15 protein-coding genes are annotated in these 17,230 nt (G+C 67.9%); 4 read left to right on the forward strand and 11 right to left on the reverse strand.

Going from position 1 to position 17,230, the window contains the following annotated elements; all coding sequences use genetic code 11:
* Window positions 1-51 precede the first annotated feature (51 nt).
* Window positions 52-348: a hypothetical protein gene (locus FH608_RS04060; protein ID WP_139628393.1), complete on the forward strand. Its 297-nt coding sequence runs from the start codon at window positions 52-54 to the stop codon at window positions 346-348.
* On the opposite strand, the gene FH608_RS04065 is transcribed toward FH608_RS04060, so the two are convergent.
* From FH608_RS04065 to FH608_RS04095, 7 genes are all read right to left on the reverse strand, one after another.
* Window positions 336-980, reverse strand: a complete 645-nt coding sequence (locus FH608_RS04065; RefSeq protein ID WP_139628394.1) for a hypothetical protein — start codon at window positions 978-980, stop codon at window positions 336-338. The genes FH608_RS04060 and FH608_RS04065 overlap by 13 nt on opposite strands.
* Window positions 981-1,056: 76 nt before the next feature.
* A complete protein-coding gene (locus tag FH608_RS04070; protein WP_139628395.1) occupies window positions 1,057-2,346 on the reverse strand; it encodes a hypothetical protein in 1,290 nt (429 codons plus the stop codon).
* A 10-nt stretch (window positions 2,347-2,356) separates the two neighbouring features.
* A complete protein-coding gene (locus FH608_RS04075) occupies window positions 2,357-2,836 on the reverse strand; it encodes a hypothetical protein (RefSeq protein ID WP_139628396.1) in 480 nt (159 codons plus the stop codon).
* Between the two features lie 21 nt (window positions 2,837-2,857).
* Window positions 2,858-4,249: a hypothetical protein gene (locus tag FH608_RS04080; protein WP_139628397.1), complete on the reverse strand. Its 1,392-nt coding sequence runs from the start codon at window positions 4,247-4,249 to the stop codon at window positions 2,858-2,860.
* Between the two features lie 18 nt (window positions 4,250-4,267).
* Window positions 4,268-4,723 carry a hypothetical protein gene (locus FH608_RS04085; RefSeq protein WP_139628398.1) on the reverse strand — a complete coding sequence of 152 codons (456 nt, stop codon included), beginning with the start codon at window positions 4,721-4,723 and terminating at the stop codon, window positions 4,268-4,270.
* Window positions 4,724-4,809: 86 nt separating this feature from the next.
* On the reverse strand, window positions 4,810-5,133 hold the full coding sequence (locus FH608_RS04090) for a WXG100 family type VII secretion target (RefSeq protein ID WP_139628399.1): 324 nt from the start codon (window positions 5,131-5,133) through the stop codon (window positions 4,810-4,812).
* A 150-nt stretch (window positions 5,134-5,283) separates the two neighbouring features.
* Complete coding sequence (locus FH608_RS04095) at window positions 5,284-5,706, reverse strand: WXG100 family type VII secretion target (RefSeq protein WP_139628400.1); 423 nt, start codon at window positions 5,704-5,706, stop codon at window positions 5,284-5,286.
* A gap of 387 nt (window positions 5,707-6,093) precedes the next feature.
* Between FH608_RS04095 and FH608_RS04100 the strand changes: the two genes are divergently transcribed.
* Window positions 6,094-7,914, forward strand: coding sequence for a midas domain-containing protein (locus FH608_RS04100; protein ID WP_139628401.1), 1,821 nt, complete (start codon window positions 6,094-6,096; stop codon window positions 7,912-7,914).
* 132 nt (window positions 7,915-8,046) lie between these two features.
* Window positions 8,047-8,691, forward strand: coding sequence for a hypothetical protein (locus FH608_RS04105; RefSeq protein ID WP_139628402.1), 645 nt, complete (start codon window positions 8,047-8,049; stop codon window positions 8,689-8,691).
* A 95-nt stretch (window positions 8,692-8,786) separates the two neighbouring features.
* Here FH608_RS04105 and FH608_RS04110 read toward each other — a convergent pair whose 3' ends face one another.
* Together FH608_RS04110 and eccD are read right to left on the reverse strand one after the other, a co-directional pair.
* Window positions 8,787-9,233 carry a YbaB/EbfC family nucleoid-associated protein gene (locus tag FH608_RS04110; RefSeq protein ID WP_226898934.1) on the reverse strand — a complete coding sequence of 149 codons (447 nt, stop codon included), beginning with the start codon at window positions 9,231-9,233 and terminating at the stop codon, window positions 8,787-8,789.
* A gap of 150 nt (window positions 9,234-9,383) precedes the next feature.
* Window positions 9,384-10,859, reverse strand: a complete 1,476-nt coding sequence (gene eccD, locus FH608_RS04115; protein WP_226898936.1) for a type VII secretion integral membrane protein EccD — start codon at window positions 10,857-10,859, stop codon at window positions 9,384-9,386.
* 143 nt (window positions 10,860-11,002) lie between these two features.
* Between eccD and eccCa the strand changes: the two genes are divergently transcribed.
* Complete coding sequence (eccCa, locus tag FH608_RS04120) at window positions 11,003-15,010, forward strand: type VII secretion protein EccCa (protein WP_139628403.1); 4,008 nt, start codon at window positions 11,003-11,005, stop codon at window positions 15,008-15,010.
* A gap of 24 nt (window positions 15,011-15,034) precedes the next feature.
* Here eccCa and FH608_RS04125 read toward each other — a convergent pair whose 3' ends face one another.
* Together FH608_RS04125 and FH608_RS04130 are read right to left on the reverse strand one after the other, a co-directional pair.
* Window positions 15,035-15,943 (reverse strand): hypothetical protein, encoded by a 909-nt coding sequence (locus tag FH608_RS04125; RefSeq protein WP_139628404.1) that lies wholly within the window; start codon window positions 15,941-15,943, stop codon window positions 15,035-15,037.
* 33 nt (window positions 15,944-15,976) lie between these two features.
* Complete coding sequence (locus tag FH608_RS04130) at window positions 15,977-17,125, reverse strand: hypothetical protein (RefSeq protein WP_139628405.1); 1,149 nt, start codon at window positions 17,123-17,125, stop codon at window positions 15,977-15,979.
* Window positions 17,126-17,230: the final 105 nt, after the last annotated feature.

Here is a 17,230-nt window from a genome sequence, read left to right on the forward strand (position 1 = left end):
TAATGGAGCGTAGTGGTGAAAACGTTAACTCAAGTTGCCTATGGTGCAGATATGCGCGAAATCGACGTGTCCCACGGTGCTCTGTGGCATTCGGCCACGGGCCTCGACGGGACGGCGAGCAGCCTGGCCGGCCAGGCCGACCAGATCAGGGCGTGGGCGGCGGCAGAGAGCGACCCCATCGGCGGCGGCCCGCTGGCCGGGCTGAGCGCGATCCACCGCCACGCCCGGGAGCTCATCTTCGAGCTGCTGAACGACCAGGTCGACGCGTACGGCACAGCCGCGGAGAACGTGGCCACCATGTCGGTGAACCATCGCCAGGCGGATCTCGACAGCACCTATGAGGCCTGACCGTCATCGCCGAAATGCTTCTTCATCAACTCGTCGATCTGCCGCTGGTCACCGCCGGAGACCTTGCGCCGTGAGGGCGCGTGCGGGCTCCTGGGGAACCTGGCCGCGTTCGCGGCGGCGCGGCGCGCCACCAGCCTCTCGCTCAGTTTCATGACCACCTGGCCGAGCATTCTGCCCAGATCGGCCACCACCCGCCACAGCCAGTTCAGCACCCGCCCGGCGAACACGAGCACGTTGCCGACCACGTTCATGGTGGCCGCGGGCCTGAAGATCAGCCCAGTGACCAGCATGACGCCCGCCACCCAGAGGACGCGCTCCCACGTCACGTAGATGGTGATCGTGGTCGCGGTGGCCGCGGCCGTGGCCAGGGCCGCGTGGGCCAGCTTCCTGTCCTCGCCCGGCTGGTGAGCCGTCGCGCCGCGCATGGCGTCCACGTCGGCGCCGGCGTTGGTGCGCTGGACGTGGGTCACGTGACCGCTCGCCGCGTCCGAATGAGCGAGGATCGCGTCCGCCAGGTTCGTCATCCGGCGGGTCTCCATGAGCTGGGTGTCCACGCTGGGCCGATGCTCCGGCACGGGGATGCCGAACGCCTTGAAGAACCCGGTCAGCTCGGGGGCGAGGGTGAAGGCCATCAGCTGATCTCCTGTGGCGGTCCGGCTCCGGCACTGCGGAGGCGCGGCTCAACCGCCCGGTCCTCCGCGGGGAGGCTCACGTCGTACGGTGGTTGAGCTCGCTGACCGTGGTGTCGGAGCCGCCACCGGTATAGACGTCGTCGTCCTCGTAAAGGGGAGACGTGCGGTCGATCGCATTCTCCTCTTGGGCGCCGGCCGGGTGCATGCCCGCGGGGAAGAACGGCGCGCCGTTCATGCCCCCGGCACCGCGAGTCGCGGCCGACGCCGCGTACCCTGCGCTGCCACCGGAGCCGTACCCGCTGCTCCCGCCGGTTCCTGCTGTGCCGTACCCGGTGGTAGGGGTGTTCGACAGGTCCGGACCCGTCATCATGGTGTTCGGCCCGTTGTTCGCCAGGTTGGTCCGGTCGTTCAGGCCGTTCGGGTCGAGGCTGTTGGGGTCGAGCCCGCTCGTGCCGAACGAGTTGTCGCCCAGGCCAGGTTGGTTGAGGCCGCCGGGATCGAACCCCCGGGGAGTCAGGCCACTGCCGTCCAGCCCGCTGCCGGGGCTGCCGCTGGAACCCGTCTGGCTCGTGTTGAACCCGTCGGTTCTGATCGGGCGGGCGTCGAGTCCGCCGTCGTCGCCGATGCCGTCCGTGTCGAATCGGTCGGTGTCGAACCCGTCGGTGTCGAAGGCGTCGGGATCCAGGCCCCGCTGGTCGAACGGGTCCGCGTAGGGATTGCCGGTGTCCTTCAGATCTGAGTCGAAGTCATAGGGCGGCATATCGATGTTCTTGAGAAAAGGGTCGTCGACATTGAGGTTGGGGTCGAACCCCCGCGGCTTGATCGAAACAGGAAGCTGATCGTAGTGATGGACGATCTCCTCGTTGATGTCCTTGAGCAGATTCTTCGCCTTGTTCTCCAGGTCATGCATGCGCTTGAACGGCATTCCCTCGAAGAACCCGAGGTCATCGCTGGTCTTGATGTCCCGCTGGGCGCGGGCGAGCGTCTGGGCATGCGCCTGGAGAGGCCGGCCCACGTCGCCCAGCTTGCCCGCCAGCTCGCGGACACTGGCGTGGAAGTACTGCAACTGCTCCTGTGTGGCCTTGGCGGTAGGGCCCTTGTAGTGCCCGGCCAGCTCGGTCGCCTTCGCCTTGACGTCATTGGCGAAGCCGTTGAGCAGCTCTTCCGCGGCCAGGTAGTAATCGGCGGCCCGCTGGACGGCCACGGGATTGGTGTTCTCGAACCAATCCTTGATCGTGTCGGCGGCGTCCGTGGACAGCCAGCCCGCACCTGTCATCCAGGAGGTCTGTGGGTTCTGCGTGCTTCCTGGCCGCGCCTGAAAGGGCGCGATCGGGGTTGATGGGAGGTCCTGCGGCTGCCCACCCATGTCCATACTCCTAGGCGTTGTAGTAGGTGTTGGCTTCCTGGGCTTCGCCCCAGCGCTTGCCCATCGTTCGCACCGCCTCGGCCAGCTTCCAGTTGCCCTTCTCATCCCTTGAGATGAGCTGCTGGTACCTACCGGTATCGCTGCCTTGCTCACCGATCAGGTGGACGTAGGCGTTCTTGATGGACTGGGCGAAGCCGTTCGCCGTCGTCCACCTCATGTCGCTGCCGCCCAGCTCCGTCTCGGTGAGGGCGCACACCCGCTGGAGGTCGGCCAGGCTTCCCGCGCCTTCGGGAAGCCGGGGAGAAGGGGGCAGTTCGTCGCCATGCTCGAACTCCGGGTATCCGACGGAACCCGTGGATCCGGTGATCCGGTCGACGAGCGCCTCCATCTCGCCGGCGATGCGCTTCATGTGGGAGTCGTCAACGTCGTGGGAGTCGGCGCTCGGCTGATCCTTGAGCCCGGGCCAGTCGGGATCGAGCTGGAAAACCATGATGATCGCCCTCTTCCCTCATCAAGAGATCTTGTCCGACACGAGTGTGACGTCGTCGCGATGCGGATCCCAGACGCTCCGGTCCTCGGGAAGGTTGGCGGTCCGCTCCAACTCCGCACCCTCCTCGCCGATCATTCCGGCGTACCCGAGCGGCCCGTGCGGCATACCGGCGAACATCGCGCCCCCGGCACCGCGCGCGCCGGCGGAGGCGGCGGGTACGGCGCCGCCGGACACCTGCCCACCGATCACCGTGACCGGCGTGGAGGTGGTCGGAGTCACCAGCGGGGTCGTGGGTCGCGTCGTCACCGCGTTCGGGTTCGGAGTGCTGGTGACCTGCGAGATCGTCGGTTCATAGCTGACGTTCTCGGTACGGTTCGGGTCGATCTGGTCATCGGTGTCGCCCAGGCTGGTCCGCTGCTGCTCGTCCTGGCCGATCACCGGTGGGATGGCGTCGTCCCGCTGCCGGTCGTCCTGGCCGGCGTTGCCGGCGTCACCCTGGTCACCCGGCGTCTGATCGCCCGGCGTCCCGTCATCCGGCGTCTGGTCGCCTGGGGTGGTCTGGTCGCCTGGCCGGTCGGTCTGGTCGCCGCCGCCCGTTCGGTCCGTGCCGTCGTTGCCCGCGCGGTCACCCTGGCCGGGCCCGTCCTGGCCGCCGCGGTGACTGCCGCCGGTCGTGCCGCTGTCGTTCCCGGTGGTCGCGCCCTGGTGGCCGCCGCCGGTAGAGGAGTTGTAGTCGCTGCTGATGTCGATGTCGCCCGGGTGACGGCCTCTGTACGGGTCGTCCGGGGAGTGCTGGTCGCCGGCGCCGATGTTGATCGCCGGCAGGTTGACGTCGATGTCCACCGGAATGTGAGACGCCCAGATGGAGTTGAGATCGCCGTTCAGCGTGCGGAGGGCTTCGCGGGCCTGCCGGTTCTCCTCCTCTGCCGCCGCGTTGGCGGCCTGCTGGTCGGCGGCCTGCTCGGCCTGCGCGCTGCTGCTGTAGCCGGAGGCCCCTCCAGCGCTGTTCTGCTCGGTCTGGTCCCCGGAGTCGACGTGGATCGCGCTCACCTTGCTGATCGCCTCGGGGAGTTTCGTCTCCGAGTAGGTCCGGACGCCGGTGGACATCCGATCCATCTTGGTGGAGATCTCCATCCCCGTACGGCACAGCTCCTGCAGCGCCATTTGGACCTGGGTCGCGTCCGGCCCCACCCACACCTCGGCGAGCTCTCGCGCCTGGGCCTTCAGCGCCGCGCACGCGTCCTTGATGGCGCTGGCCGCGTGCATGTACGCGAAACCGATGTCCGAGATCAGCGCGGGCGACGTGTCATTGAGCAAATTCTGGATGGTCGCCTTGTTGTACTGATCCTCGCCGCCAGGTGCCGGCACGACGCCCGGGGCGATCTCCAGTCGGTCCTGCTTGCCACTCGCCATCGTCGTGGTCCTTCGAACTCAGTTGCCCTGGTTGGCATGTTCCGTGGTGTCGTGGATATCGGCGTTCCTCTCGATGGCCCTGATGGCATCGTCGTAGGTGTCGATGAACCACTGGTACGCCGTCCCGAACTGCGTTCCGGCACTGCTGATGATGGTGCCGAAGTCCTTCGCGGCGTCCCACTTGCCCACGACGGCGGCCGCTCCCCGCTCGGACAGGGCGCTGCCCGCGCTGCCCGACGGGTCGATGGTCTCCCTGATGCTCGAGATCGTGCCCGTCGTGTAGCCCTCGGAGAAGGCGTCACCGGTCAACGGCCCCCTGGCCTTGGCCAGTTCTCTGGCGACGTCCCGCATGCGGCCGGGGTTGTTGACACGATCCTCGCCGGCGGCCCTGACGTCCTCGATCCAGTCCCAGCCGCTGTACACCTCGTGCCCCGGCTGGTCATGCCCGTAGGAACCGGGGTAGTTCTCCCCCACGTCTCTCCTTCAACACGCGAAGACGGGCATTCTCGGCCGCGACATGACGACCGCAGCGAGAATGCCCGGCAGCTCACCCGATTCGGTCAGGCCTGCGCCCAGATCCTGCGGTTGGCATCCTCGGCCGCCTTGTAGTTGTCGTTGGCGACGCCGAGCGCCCTGGCCGCCGCGTGGAGCTGGTCACCCATCTCCCGCTCGGCCTGGTCCCAGGCGCGGCGCCGCTGGTCGAAGTATTCCTTCGCGGCACCGTCCCAGTTGTTCACGGCGGGGTCGTTGCTGTCCTGACCGAAGTCCAACATGATCTGCTTGTACAGGTCGTCGGTGATCTGGTCGAGCTTCGTCACCACGCCGAGAAGCGCGATGTTGGCCTCTTCCATCATCCCGAAATTGACTTGAGTCCTACCGCTCATCGCATCCTCCGTCTTCTGGGTCATGCTCCGTGCTGGTCAACCGGTGGCCCGGGGATCAGCGTGACTCCTGTGGCGTCGGTGATGGGTCGGCACCGACGTGCGGCGTTCTCACGCCCGGCCTGCCCCCACCCCACGATCGCCGATGGGTTGCTATCCGTTGATGAGGCTGTCGATGTCGCTCCGGCTCCCCGGGACGTTCGAGTCGTGGAGGTTGAGCGCGTCGGTCTGGCCGTCGCCGTCCAGGTCGGTGAGGCCGAGGCTGTTCAGGTTGTTGTCCGCCTCGGCGTTGCTGTAGACGCCGGCGGTGACGTTGAGGTCATCGAAGATCTTCTCCAGATCCCGCAGGATCTTCGAGCGGCAGATCTGGTCCCACTTCTCCATGTGCAGCCGGTACTGGTTGGCGGCCTGGCCGCCCCACCCCTGGCGGCCACCGGCCATCTGGGTGAGCTGCTCGATCGCCGTCCCGACGCTCCGCCGCAGGGTGTCGATCTGCTCGGCCGCTTCCTTGACGTGGCCCGCAGCCACGATCATCTGCTGCGGCGTTGCTGTGAAGCTGTTCAGGCTTTCAGCCACTTCAGGTCTCCTCTAGTGAATCTGTGCTCTGGTGGTCTGGAGCGAAGCCTGGCCGCGCCCCACCTGCTCTCCCGATCCGGCTGGTACGTCAGCTCCGCGATCTTCACCTGTTACATCACGGGTCACTTAGACGACATTATGTAACATACATGACAAGTATGCATGGTTACGGATCTATATCACCTTGCTTGGATGCCTCTGCGTATGGCGGTGCTCAAGGAGATCTTGGTGAGGTGGGGTCATATGCGACGTTCGTACGTATAGGTGGCCAGGATAGGCACGTTGCTGGAGTCACGTCAGATATCTGGATGAACTTGTGTGACAGTTCGTCCCCTTCTGTACGCTCAGCAAGGTCGGCTAACGTACCCGATCAGCATGGCTGGGTGAATGGGGGCGGCAGTGACTCAAGGGTCAGGCATCGAAGCGCTGCTGAACTGGGGCGACGCGCCAAACGACGGCGCGGCGAGACAGGGGTTCTCCGCCGGCTCGGGTGATGACGTCGAGACCGCCGCCGCGTCCGAGCTCGGGACCGGGATGCCCATGGGCTATGCCCTGGACGGCAACGGCACCGCGGATGCCCTTGTCAGCGCTGACGAGGTGACCGTACTCCACGACATCGACGACCGCGGCACCCGCGACACCGAGCTGACCGACTACGCCGCCCACGACAGCTCGTCCGAATCGGAGGAGCCTGCCGAGCGGAATCGCGTCCAGGCCGACGAGACAGACGCCGATGGCGACGGAACACCCGACGATCAGGACGGCGACGGGGTCAAGGACACCGAGGACCCCAACACCAGCGTGGAGGACACCGACGGCAACGGGGTCGCGGACGGTCGTGACGACCCGGCGAACGGCACGCCCGACGGCGAAGAGGACGTCAATCAGAACAACGTCCCTGACGGGCAAGAGGACCTCAACAAGAACAGCACCCCCGACGGGCAAGAGGACCAGAACGCCGACGGCACCCCTGACGGCGAGCAGGACCAGGGCGGCCTCCCCGGCCAGGTACCTCCGCAGGACGCGGGCGATTCGGGCGACCAGGGTGGCACCGACGGCTCAGGCGGCCAGGGCGGCACCCCGGCGGAACCCGCGCCCGGGGACCAGACCCCGACCGATCAGACGCCGACCGATCAGACGCCCACCGATCAGACCCCGGGTGACCAGACGCCGGGCGATCAGACCCCAGGTGACCAGACCCCAGGCGATCAGACCCCAGGTGACCAGACCCCAGGAGAGGGGACGCCAGGCGACCAGACCCCCGGCGACCAGACCCCGGAAGACGGGACGCCGGGCGGCGGCACGACGGGAGACCAGGACAAGGACGGGAAGCCCGACGACCAGGACCCGGACGCGGACGGCGACGACATCGAGGACGTCGACACCGACAAGGACGGCATCCCGGACTGGCGTGACCCCGACAAGGACGGCGACGGCAAGAACGAGGACCAGGACGGCGACGGCAAGCCGGACGTCGAGGACAGCGACCGCGACGGGGACAATCAACCGGACCCGGACACGGACGGGGATGGCATCCCCGACTGGCGCGATCCGGTGACGGACAAGGACGGCGACGGGAAGCCCGACGACGCGGACGGCGACGGCAAGCCGGACGACCCGCGCGACGATGCCCTGCAGCCCGGGGAAGCCGGCGGTGACGGGGCCGGCGGCAGTGGCCCGGGCGCTGACGGCTCAGGAGACTCAGGAAGTCCGGGTAGCGGCGGTTCAGGGAGTCCGGGCGCCGGCGGTTCGGGGGGCCCGGACACCGGTTCGGGAAGCCCGGGCTCAGGTGCTCCCAGCGGTAACCCTGACGGAAAGGGCGACCAGGACACCGGCAAGGGCGACGACCAGGGCGACGACCAGGGCCGTGGCCCTGGTCGCGACCAGATACTCAAGGACGGTGGCGTCTCCGGCAAGTGGCGGAACGGCGATCCGGCCGCGATGCGGGAGCTCCGTAACAAGACCAAGAACGTCGGCGGTGAAGGCAGCGTCCTGCAGAAATGCCACGGTTCGATCAGCGCTGCCGATGTCGGCCTTCCCGGGTTCGGCGCTCTGGGTTTCATGGGCCTCACTGCCGCATATCAAGGCTCCCGTGACAAGATCGCCGCATGCATAGAGGCGGCGGACAAAAAGATCGAGGGGTTCGGCGCCACCCTGGAGAACGGTGCTCGGGTCATCGAGGCGGCCGACAAGGCGAACACGGTGTGATGAGGGGACGTAATGGCTGGCGCGGGATATGAGTCGGGCCCCTGGCTCTATGTGTCAGGGATCGCTGCCGCTGGTTCCGGCGCACGGATCGCACGAGGCACCCTTGTCGGTCTGATATGCCGATACGCGGCGATGACCATGGGAATGCTGTGGTCCAGTCCTGCCGACATCGACGATCAGAGTGGCGTCCATATCGCAGGGGCCCAGCAGGTGGATGACGCCATCGGCAAGCTCGTGGCCGCACCGGGCGGCATCACCAGCGACCGGTGGCAGGAGTTCGGCCGCACCGAGTACGAAGACGCGAACGGCAAGGCCGTCGACGGCCTGCGCGAGGTCAAGACCCTGCTGGAGAGTCTCGCGAAAGCGTTGGACGGGCTGGCCCGCGAATCGTTCAGCGCCGCCATAGTCTGCGCGGCCGTCGGAACCACCTTGCTCCCCATCGCATGGTTGACCAACTTGGGGAGGTTTTTCGGCAGCGTGGCCACGGCCGGACTCGGCGCTCTCGGCGCTCAGGCCGCGGGCGGTGCGGCGGCTCAAGCGGCTCAGGCCCCCGTGAAGAGATCCATCGCGAAGAGAATGGTCCTGCTGGCGGTCAGTTCGGCGCTTCTCATCGGGGTGCAGATGCTCTGTGAGCGACTTCTCGCGGGTGATCTCAAACATGCCGCGACACCCGCGGACGGAAAGCTCCCCGATTTCAAGAAGATCCAGATCGAGGGGCTCGAGAACGTGGCCACCAGCGGCAGTGGAGATTCCCCGGCGGCCGACGAGGAGCGGTAGACAGGGGGCGCGAGCCGGAACCCGGCGCGGGGATCTCCGGGCCGGCAGCGCCTACGGCGGCAGGATCGACCTGACGATCGGTTCGTCCAGGGCGCTCAGAGATCGAGACGGCGGCGGATCCTGTCGAGCTCGCCCATCACGTCGTCGAAGGTCCGGTTGTAGGCCTCCTCGGCGCTTCTGATCTGCTGCATGGCGCCTTCGGGGTCGTTGATGAGGTTCATCGGATTGTCCTCCTCACCGAACACCTCCGACATGGCCTCGTTGACCTGGCGCTGCAGATCCTCGGCAGCGTCGGCGACGACCTGCTTGATGATGTCCGCCAGCTCGCCCGAACTGAGCCGCATCGCCTTCGGGTGGATGGTGAGCTCGCGGATGCCCTCGCCGGCGTACTCGACCGTGACGAACTTGCTCTCGTCGGTCGCCGTCCCGACCATGTCGGCCATGGCCTTCTGGAGCTCTTCCATCTTGGCGAACTGCTGGTCTGCGCCTGCGAGGAGTTTGTCGATGTCGATATTGGCGAAGTCGCCGAACTCCGAGGTCACAGTGGTGCTCCTGTCGTGGAGGATTTGGGGGGTCGCCGGCGTGCGGTCGTGAGTACGTACCGGTGCAGCAACCTAATGCTCATACGAGACTTACCACAACCTATCCCTCCATCCCCACCTGCCTCAGGACAATCCAGGCACTCCGAGGGCTCAGCCGGCCAGGCCGCGCACCCAGGTGTAGACGTCCAGCAGGCCGAGGGCCAGGGGGAACAACGCGACGGTGATCATGATTTCGAAGACATCGCCCGCCCGTACCCAGAACGGGGAGGGCTTGGCATCGGGAGAGCGCAGCGCCAGGCCGACGGGGATCGCGGCGATCCACAACAGTGCGATCTTGACGGACACGGCGATGAACGGACCCTGGCCGACGGCCATGGCGATCGCGAACGCCGCGACACCGCCGAGCCCGGCGATGATCAGCCAGAGCCGCTGGGCGACGCCCTGGAACACCCTGGCCCGCAGGACCAGGGCGATGGAGAGCGTGACCGACATCGCGGCGGCCATCCAGGTGCCGGCGGCGATCAGGAACGCCTGGCAGATGAGCGCCATCAGGGCGAGGCCCGCGATCATGCCCGAGGCGTAGTCCAGCGCGTTCTTGGTTCGCTCCTTGACGACATCGGCGTCGACGTTGATGTTGTCGTTGCGCAGCTCCTCGGCCGTGGTGGGCATGGTGGGCATGGGGAGCCCGCCGAGCCGGAACGCCAGCGTCGGCACCAGGGGGCAGATCGTGAGCATGAGCGCGGTCGTCATCGCCACCACGCCGGCGGGCGGCAGGGGGAAGAGCATGATGACCGCGGCGGACACGGCACCGCCGACCGAGGCGATGGCCGTGCCGAGGAAGCCGGGGACGCCGTCCCCGATGGCCACGCCACCGATGGTGGCGACCAGCGCGGTGACCGCGAAAGCGGCGAGCAGGTGGGGCGCGCCCAGGTCGAAGATGGGGACCGCCCCTGCCGGCACCAGCAGTCCGGCGACGAACCCGCACGGCAGCGCGGTGTAGCCGATCAACGCACCGGCGCCGGAGTCACCCGCCGCGCGGGACACGACGGCGCCGCCGGCCACGAGCAACAGCGCGAACACCCCGGACGCCAGGGCGGAGATCGTCCACGGCGGGCCGGCGAGTATCAGCGCGAGCGTGCCCACCACGAGCAGTGCGGCAGCGCCGCCGATGCCCATCAGCCGGGTGTGCCTGTGCTTCCACGTGCCGTCGTTCTCCTCGACGCCGAGCGCGATCACGTCAGCGACGTCGTCGTAGGTCGCGGGGGGCAGCACGAGCTGGCGGGGGCGCAGGTAGAGGATCTCGCCGTCCAGCACGCCGAGCGCGCCGAGGCTCTGGCCGGCGTCAAGTGGCGGCTGGCCGAGCCGCTGCAGTATCCATCCGGGGGCCGAGGCGTGCTCGCCGTCCTGTTCGCCGGCGGCACGCAGCACGCCGGGCAGGACGTGAGGAAGCGGGACGTCCGCCGGAAGGGCCAGGTCGACTCGCTTGCGCGGCGCCACGATCGTGACCCGGCACAGCGGCGGCAGGGGGGCCTGGCCACCCCGCGGAAGGCCCTGCGCGGCAGGTCCCAGCGGCGGCCCGCTACGGGCCGGGGGTGAGTTTCGCCGCCCCGGAGCGAGTGACGTCACAGCGACCCTCCCTAAGGTACGTCGGGGTTTAGCGTATCGGTGGTGAAATGTCACCGCCTACGTCGATTAAGCCCCGTGTCTGGTGTTGGCCGATCTAATATTGACGGGGCCACTGCGCGCTATGAGGCTGGAGAGTACATCACGTGAGCATCGTCGTCGTACGGCGCCCCGAACGACGCCCTCCGCCGAAGCCCCCACGCGGAGAGATCCTGCTGGAGTCGCCGCCGGAGATCCCCGAGGTTCAGCCGCAGGGCGCGATGCAGGCGCTCATGTGGCTGCCCATGGTGGCCGGCGGTGCCGCGATGGCGCTCATGTTCACCTCGTACGGCAACAGCAACCCGCTGATGTACGTGTCGAGCGGCCTGTTCGCGATCTCCATGCTCGGCATGTCGATCGGCCAGTTCGGCCGCCAGGCGGGTGAGCGGAAGTTCCGGCTCAACGGCGCTCGGCGCGACTACTTCCGCTATCTGGCGCAGGTGCGCAAGCGGGTGCGCCGTACGGCCAGGCAGCAGCGCGAGGCGCTCGAGTGGGGCGCGCCGTCACCGGACATGCTGTGGTGGATCGCCATGGGACCGCGGCTCTGGGAACGCAGGTCACGGGACGACGACTTCGGCACGGTACGGCTCGGCACCGGCGTGCAGAAGCTGGCGGTGCAGCTCGTTCCCCCGGACTCCAAGCCCGTCGAGGAGCTCGACGCGCTGTCGGCGGGTGCGTTGCGGCGGTTCATCCGCGCCCATGCCACGGTCGCCGAGCTGCCGGTGTCCGTCGCGCTCGGCTCGTTCGCGCGCATCCGTCTGCGTGGCGACGCCGCTGCCATGCGCGGGCTGGTCCGCGCCATGATCGCGCAGATCGCGGTGTTCCACTCGCCGGACGACATGCGGATCATGGTCTGTGCGAGCAAGGAGTGGATGCCCCACTGGGAGTGGCTCAAGTGGCTTCCGCACGCCCTCCATCCGGAGGAGACGGACGCCGCCGGCCAGGTCAGGCTGATGGCGGAGAACCTCGCCGAGCTCGACCGGCTCGTGGGCGGTGAGCTGAAGGAGCGCGCCAGGTTCAAACCGGGCTCGGCCGCGGACGCGCTGCCGTACCACGTGTTGATCGTCGACGGCGGGCACGTGCCCATCGACTCCCAGCTCGGCACCGACGCCATCCAGGGCGTGACCGTGATCGACCTGTCCGACTCCACCGGGCCGGTGGAGGAACGCGCGATGCTCAGGCTCGACGTCCAGCAGGACGCCTTCCACATGATCAAGCTGGATCACGCCAGGAAGGAGACGGTGACCAGGCTCGGCGCGCCCGACAAGCTGGACTTCGCCCGGACCGAAGGGCTGGCCAGGCAGCTCGCCCCGCTCCGCGCGTCGGCCGCGACCAGCAGCGACGTGCAGGACGCGCTGTCGGTGAACACCACGCTGACGGAGCTGCTCGGGGTCGGGAACCCCAACCGGCTGAACCCGGCCGAGACGTGGAAGCCGCGTGCCGGACGCAACCGCCTGCGGGTGCCGATCGGGCTGGGCAGCGATGGCCGGATGGTCGAAATGGACATCAAGGAGTCCGCCCAGGGCGGTATGGGGCCGCACGGCCTCGTCATCGGCGCCACCGGCTCAGGAAAGTCGGAGCTGTTGCGCACGCTCGTGCTCGGCCTCGCGATCACCCACTCGTCGGAGATCCTCAACTTCGTCCTGGTCGACTTCAAGGGTGGCGCGACCTTCCTCGGCCTGGAGGGCCTCTCCCACGTCTCCGCGGTCATCACGAACCTCGAGGACGAGCTGCCGCTGGTCGACCGCATGCACGACGCCCTGCACGGCGAGATGGTCCGGCGGCAGGAGCTGCTGCGCGCGGCCGGTAACTATGCCTCGCTGCGCGACTACGAGAAGGCTCGCGAGATGGGCGCCGACCTGAAGCCGATGCCCACGCTCTTCGTGGTGCTCGACGAGTTCAGCGAGTTGCTCACCGCCAAACCCGAGTTCATCGAGCTGTTCGTCATGATCGGCAGGCTCGGCCGCTCCCTGGGCGTGCACCTGTTGCTCGCCTCCCAGCGGCTGGAGGAGGGACGGCTGCGCGGCCTGGACACCCACCTGTCCTACCGCATCGGCCTGCGCACGTTCTCGGCGATGGAAAGCCGGGTCGTGCTCGGCGTGGCCGACGCCTACGAGCTGCCGTCGGCCCCGGGCAACGGCTACCTCAAGTTCGACACCACCGGCATGACCCGGTTCAAGGCCGCCTACGTCTCCGGTCCCTACCAGGCCGACCCCCAGCAGGCGATGGCCGACGACGAGACGCGGCTGGTCCGCCAGGTGGTGGAGTACGGGCCGGACTTCGTCCCCGTGCCGGTGATCCAGGAACCGAAGAAAGAGGTGGCCGCGGGCGAGGCCTCCAAGGCCGACAACAGCACGCAGAAGAGCCTGCTCGACATCGTGGTCGGCCGGCTCCAGGGGCACGGACCGCCCGCGCACCCCATCTGGCTGCCACCGCTCGACGAGCCGCCCACGCTCAACCAACTCCTGCCACAGCTGTCCGTCACGCAGGAGTTCGGCCTGACCACCGCGGGCTGGGGCGGTCGCGGCAAGTTGCACGCCGTGATCGGCATCATCGACCGCCCCTTCGAACAGCGACGCGACCCGTACTGGCTGGACCTGTCCGGTGCCGCCGGACACGTCGGCCTGGCCGGCGGCACGCGGAGCGGCAAGAGCACGGTCCTGCGCACGCTGATCAGCAGCATGGCGCTCATGCACACCCCGCGAGAAGTGCAGTTCTACTGCCTCGACTTCGGTGGCGGCGCGCTCGCAGCGCTGGAAGGGTTGCCGCACGTCGGCGGGGTCGCCAGCCGCCTGAACGGCGACCGGGTGCGAAGGACGGTCGCCGAGGTCAGCACGCTGCTGGCCCAGCGGGAGCACATGTTCGCCGAGAACGGCATCGACGGCATCGGCACGTACCGCAGGATGATCGCCGCCGGCGAGATCGCCGGTGACGGCTTCGGCGACGTGTTCCTCGTGGTGGACGGGTGGCTGACCCTGCGCCAGGATTACGAGGCGCTGGAGCCGGTGGTCACCGACCTCGCCGTGCGCGGTCTCGGTTACGGCATCCACGTCGTGGGAGCGAGCAACAAGTGGTCGGAGTTCAGGCCGGCCATCCGCGACCTGTTCGGCACCCGGGTCGAGCTCAAGCTCGGCGACGCCTACGAGTCCGAGGTCAACAGGAAGAAGTCGCTCGCGGTGCCCGAGGGGGTGCCTGGGCGCGGCCTGACCAAGGACGGGTTCCACTTCCTGTCCGCGTTGCCGAGGATCGACGGGGTCTCCGAGATCGACGACCTGGCCGCGGGCATGCGCGCGATGGTGGGCGCCGTGAAGGACGCCTGGCGGCACGCTCCCGCGCCGAGGGTGCGCCTCCTGCCTGCCGTACTCCCCGTGGCGCAGCTGCCGGGGCCGGAGCGCACCGGCAGACTCGTGCCGATCGGCATCGACGAGGCCACGCTCTCCCCCGTGCTGCTCGACTTCGAGGCCGACCCGCACTTCTTCGTCGCGGGTGACACGGAGAGCGGCAAGTCGAACCTGCTGCGGCTCATCGCGGAGGGCATCGTCGCGCGCAACACGCCCCGCGAGGCGATGATGATCGTGATCGACTACCGCCGGTCGCTGCTGGACTCGGCGGTCACCGAGCACCGGATCGGGTACGCCGCCTCGGCGACCGCGGCCACCGAGCTGATCAACGACGCCCGCAGCGCGCTGCTCAAGCGGCTCCCGCCCGCCGACGTGACGCCAGACCAGCTCCGTGACCGGAGCTGGTGGAAGGGCTCCGACCTGTACATCGTCGTGGACGACTACGACCTGGTGGCCACGTCGAGCAACCCGCTGATGGGCCTGGTCGAACTGCTGCCCCAGGCCCGCGACATCGGCCTGCACCTGATCCTCGCCCGGCAGATGGGCGGCATCGGGCGTGCGATGTTCGACCAGACGATCACCAGGCTGAAGGACATGGCCAGCCCGACGCTGCTCATGTCGGGCAACAAGGACGAGGGCTACGTCGTCGGCAACGTGCGTCCCCAGCTCCTGCCGCAGGGGCGGGGCATCTTCGTCGACCGCAAGTCCGGCCAGCGGCTCATGCAGTCGGCCTACATGGGCGATCAGGAGGGCGGCCAGGAAAGCGGCGGATGACGTCCACGGCCACAGCGCTGATCATCACGCCTGGGCGTTGTCCGGTGATCCCGTGCCGGCATCGGACGTGGTCGCCCCTGATGCCGGAACGGGAGTGCCCGACGTGCCGGGGTAGGGCGCGGGCATCGTCCCGGCTCCGTTCTCCGCCCCTTCCACACGCGGTTGGGTGAGGCTGCTCATCTGCTGCGGATCAAGACCCGTGGAGGACACGGGGTGGCCCTTCTCGTAGGTGATGTTGTAAGCGAGCCCGGTTGGATTCTGGCCGAAGTTCGTGTCGTTCATGTCGAACTGCGAGGGCAACGCCTTCATCAGGAAGAACATCCGGTCCTGCTTCATGGCCGCGAACATGACCAGGGTGGCGATACCGCCGACCGCGAGGAAGAGCTTCTTCAGTTCGGGCCACTTCATCTTCAGCGACTGCAGGATGCCCTTCAGAATGCCCTGGATCGCCGTCCCCGACATGAGCTTCGCGTTCGCCGGCAGGAATTTGCTCGCGAAGTCCGCCCATTTCAGCTTCACCAGGACGCCCGCGATGACCACCATGAGGCCGCCGAGTACGGAGAGGACCGTCGCCGTGCAGATCAGCGAGTCGCGATGGTCCTTGCACCGGAGCGCGGCCTTGTCACACTCGGCGACGAAGTTGTCCAGCACGGTCTTGAACGTTTCCTTGGCGTCGCCATGCCAGTCCGCGTTCTCCTCGAGGCTCTTGTAGAGCTGCTGACACTGCTTCTTCAACCCCTCGAAGCCCTCATCGCCCTCGGGGCCGATGACCATGCCCTCGGTCGCGATGCCTCCGGGGTTGCTGGCCATGGCGGCGGCCAGGATGGCGATGGCCCAGCCGTACGGCCCCAGCACACCACCGGCGGCGACCGTCGTCGGGACCGCCGCCGTCCACGCCGCCGTTCCCACATGAAAGGGGTTCAAATCCACCATCAGCGGTGACTGCTCACTTTCTCGTTCGGCATGTCAGACGTTGTCGTGACCCAAGGTGGCAGGTGCGACGTCGAGGTCGTCGATCCAGTCGGATTCCTCGCCTTGGAGCTTGCTGCCTTCCCCCTGGCTCCGGTCCTGCCCCGGATTGGCGAGCATCGGCGACATGGGCATGCCAGGCATCCCGTTCGCGCCGGCCACACTCGTCGAGGCCCCCGGATTCGGGACATTCCCGCCTCCGGTGTAGGAGCCGGTGCGCACGGTCGCGTCCGTGCTGGTCTGCGGGACGGCGCGCCCATCCAATGGGCCGTTGGTCGACAGCGCCTGCGGGTCGAGCGGATTGTTGCCGAGGCCCGCCAGGTTGGTCGAGCCAGGGTCGGGCACGTTGGGGTTGAGACCGTCCTGGTTGCCGAAGTCGGGCGTCTTGAGGTCCGGGCTCTGCATGTCCGGGGTGGTGAAGTCGGGGCTCTGCATGTCCGGTGTGGTGAAATCCGGGTTCTGCGCGTCCGGCGTGGTGAAGTCGGGGCTCTGCGTGTCGGGGGTGGTGAAGTCGGGCTGGTCGATGTCGCCCGGGCCCGGGACGGACCCCAGTGACGACGGGTCCGTCATGCCGTTCTTCAGCGCGTCAGAAGGATCGTAGCCCGCCGGAGAGATGCCATCCAGGTTGCCGAGTCCGCTGGGAACGCCGCCGCCGGAGAACGGGTCGCCATCGCCGTACGACGTGGGACCACCGGGACCGCCGGGGCCCTGGGGCCCGCCTGGCCCATCGCCAGCGCCCTTCTGCAGTCGTTCGATCTCCTGCTCGACCTTGTCGTAGTTGGTGTCGGCGCTCTTGAACGCGGCCTGCCAGCTCTCCAGCACCTCCTTGGCGGTTTCGCAGGCGTCGACGTGTGCCTTCTTGGTCTGCGTGTGCGTCGAGCCGTACATCATCCCGCAGAGGCCGAAACCGGGCCAGGCGATGTCGCTGCCGGTCACGTTGTCACGGTAGGTCTGGACGGTCTGGCGCGGGCCTTCGAACTGCCTGCCCAGATTCGTGATCTCGCCCAGCCGGAACGCGAGGCCCTGCTGGATCTGCGCGCCGACCTGCTTCTGCAGCTCCTCCGGCATCTGCTGACCGGTGTTCAGGAGCAGGGCGGGATCGATGCCCGACCCCGATGTCATGCCCGATCCGTTGGCCATCTTCATCCCCTCCCGGGCCGGGAAGCGGTCGACGACGCGCCACCCGCACATCGAGCTCCGTGGTCCAGCCTCGCATCATCGGTCACATCACGCAAAATCTATATCGATATC

Source organism: Nonomuraea phyllanthi, assembly GCF_006334985.2.
In the GTDB taxonomy this organism is placed as follows: Bacteria; Actinomycetota; Actinomycetes; order Streptosporangiales; family Streptosporangiaceae; genus Nonomuraea; species Nonomuraea phyllanthi.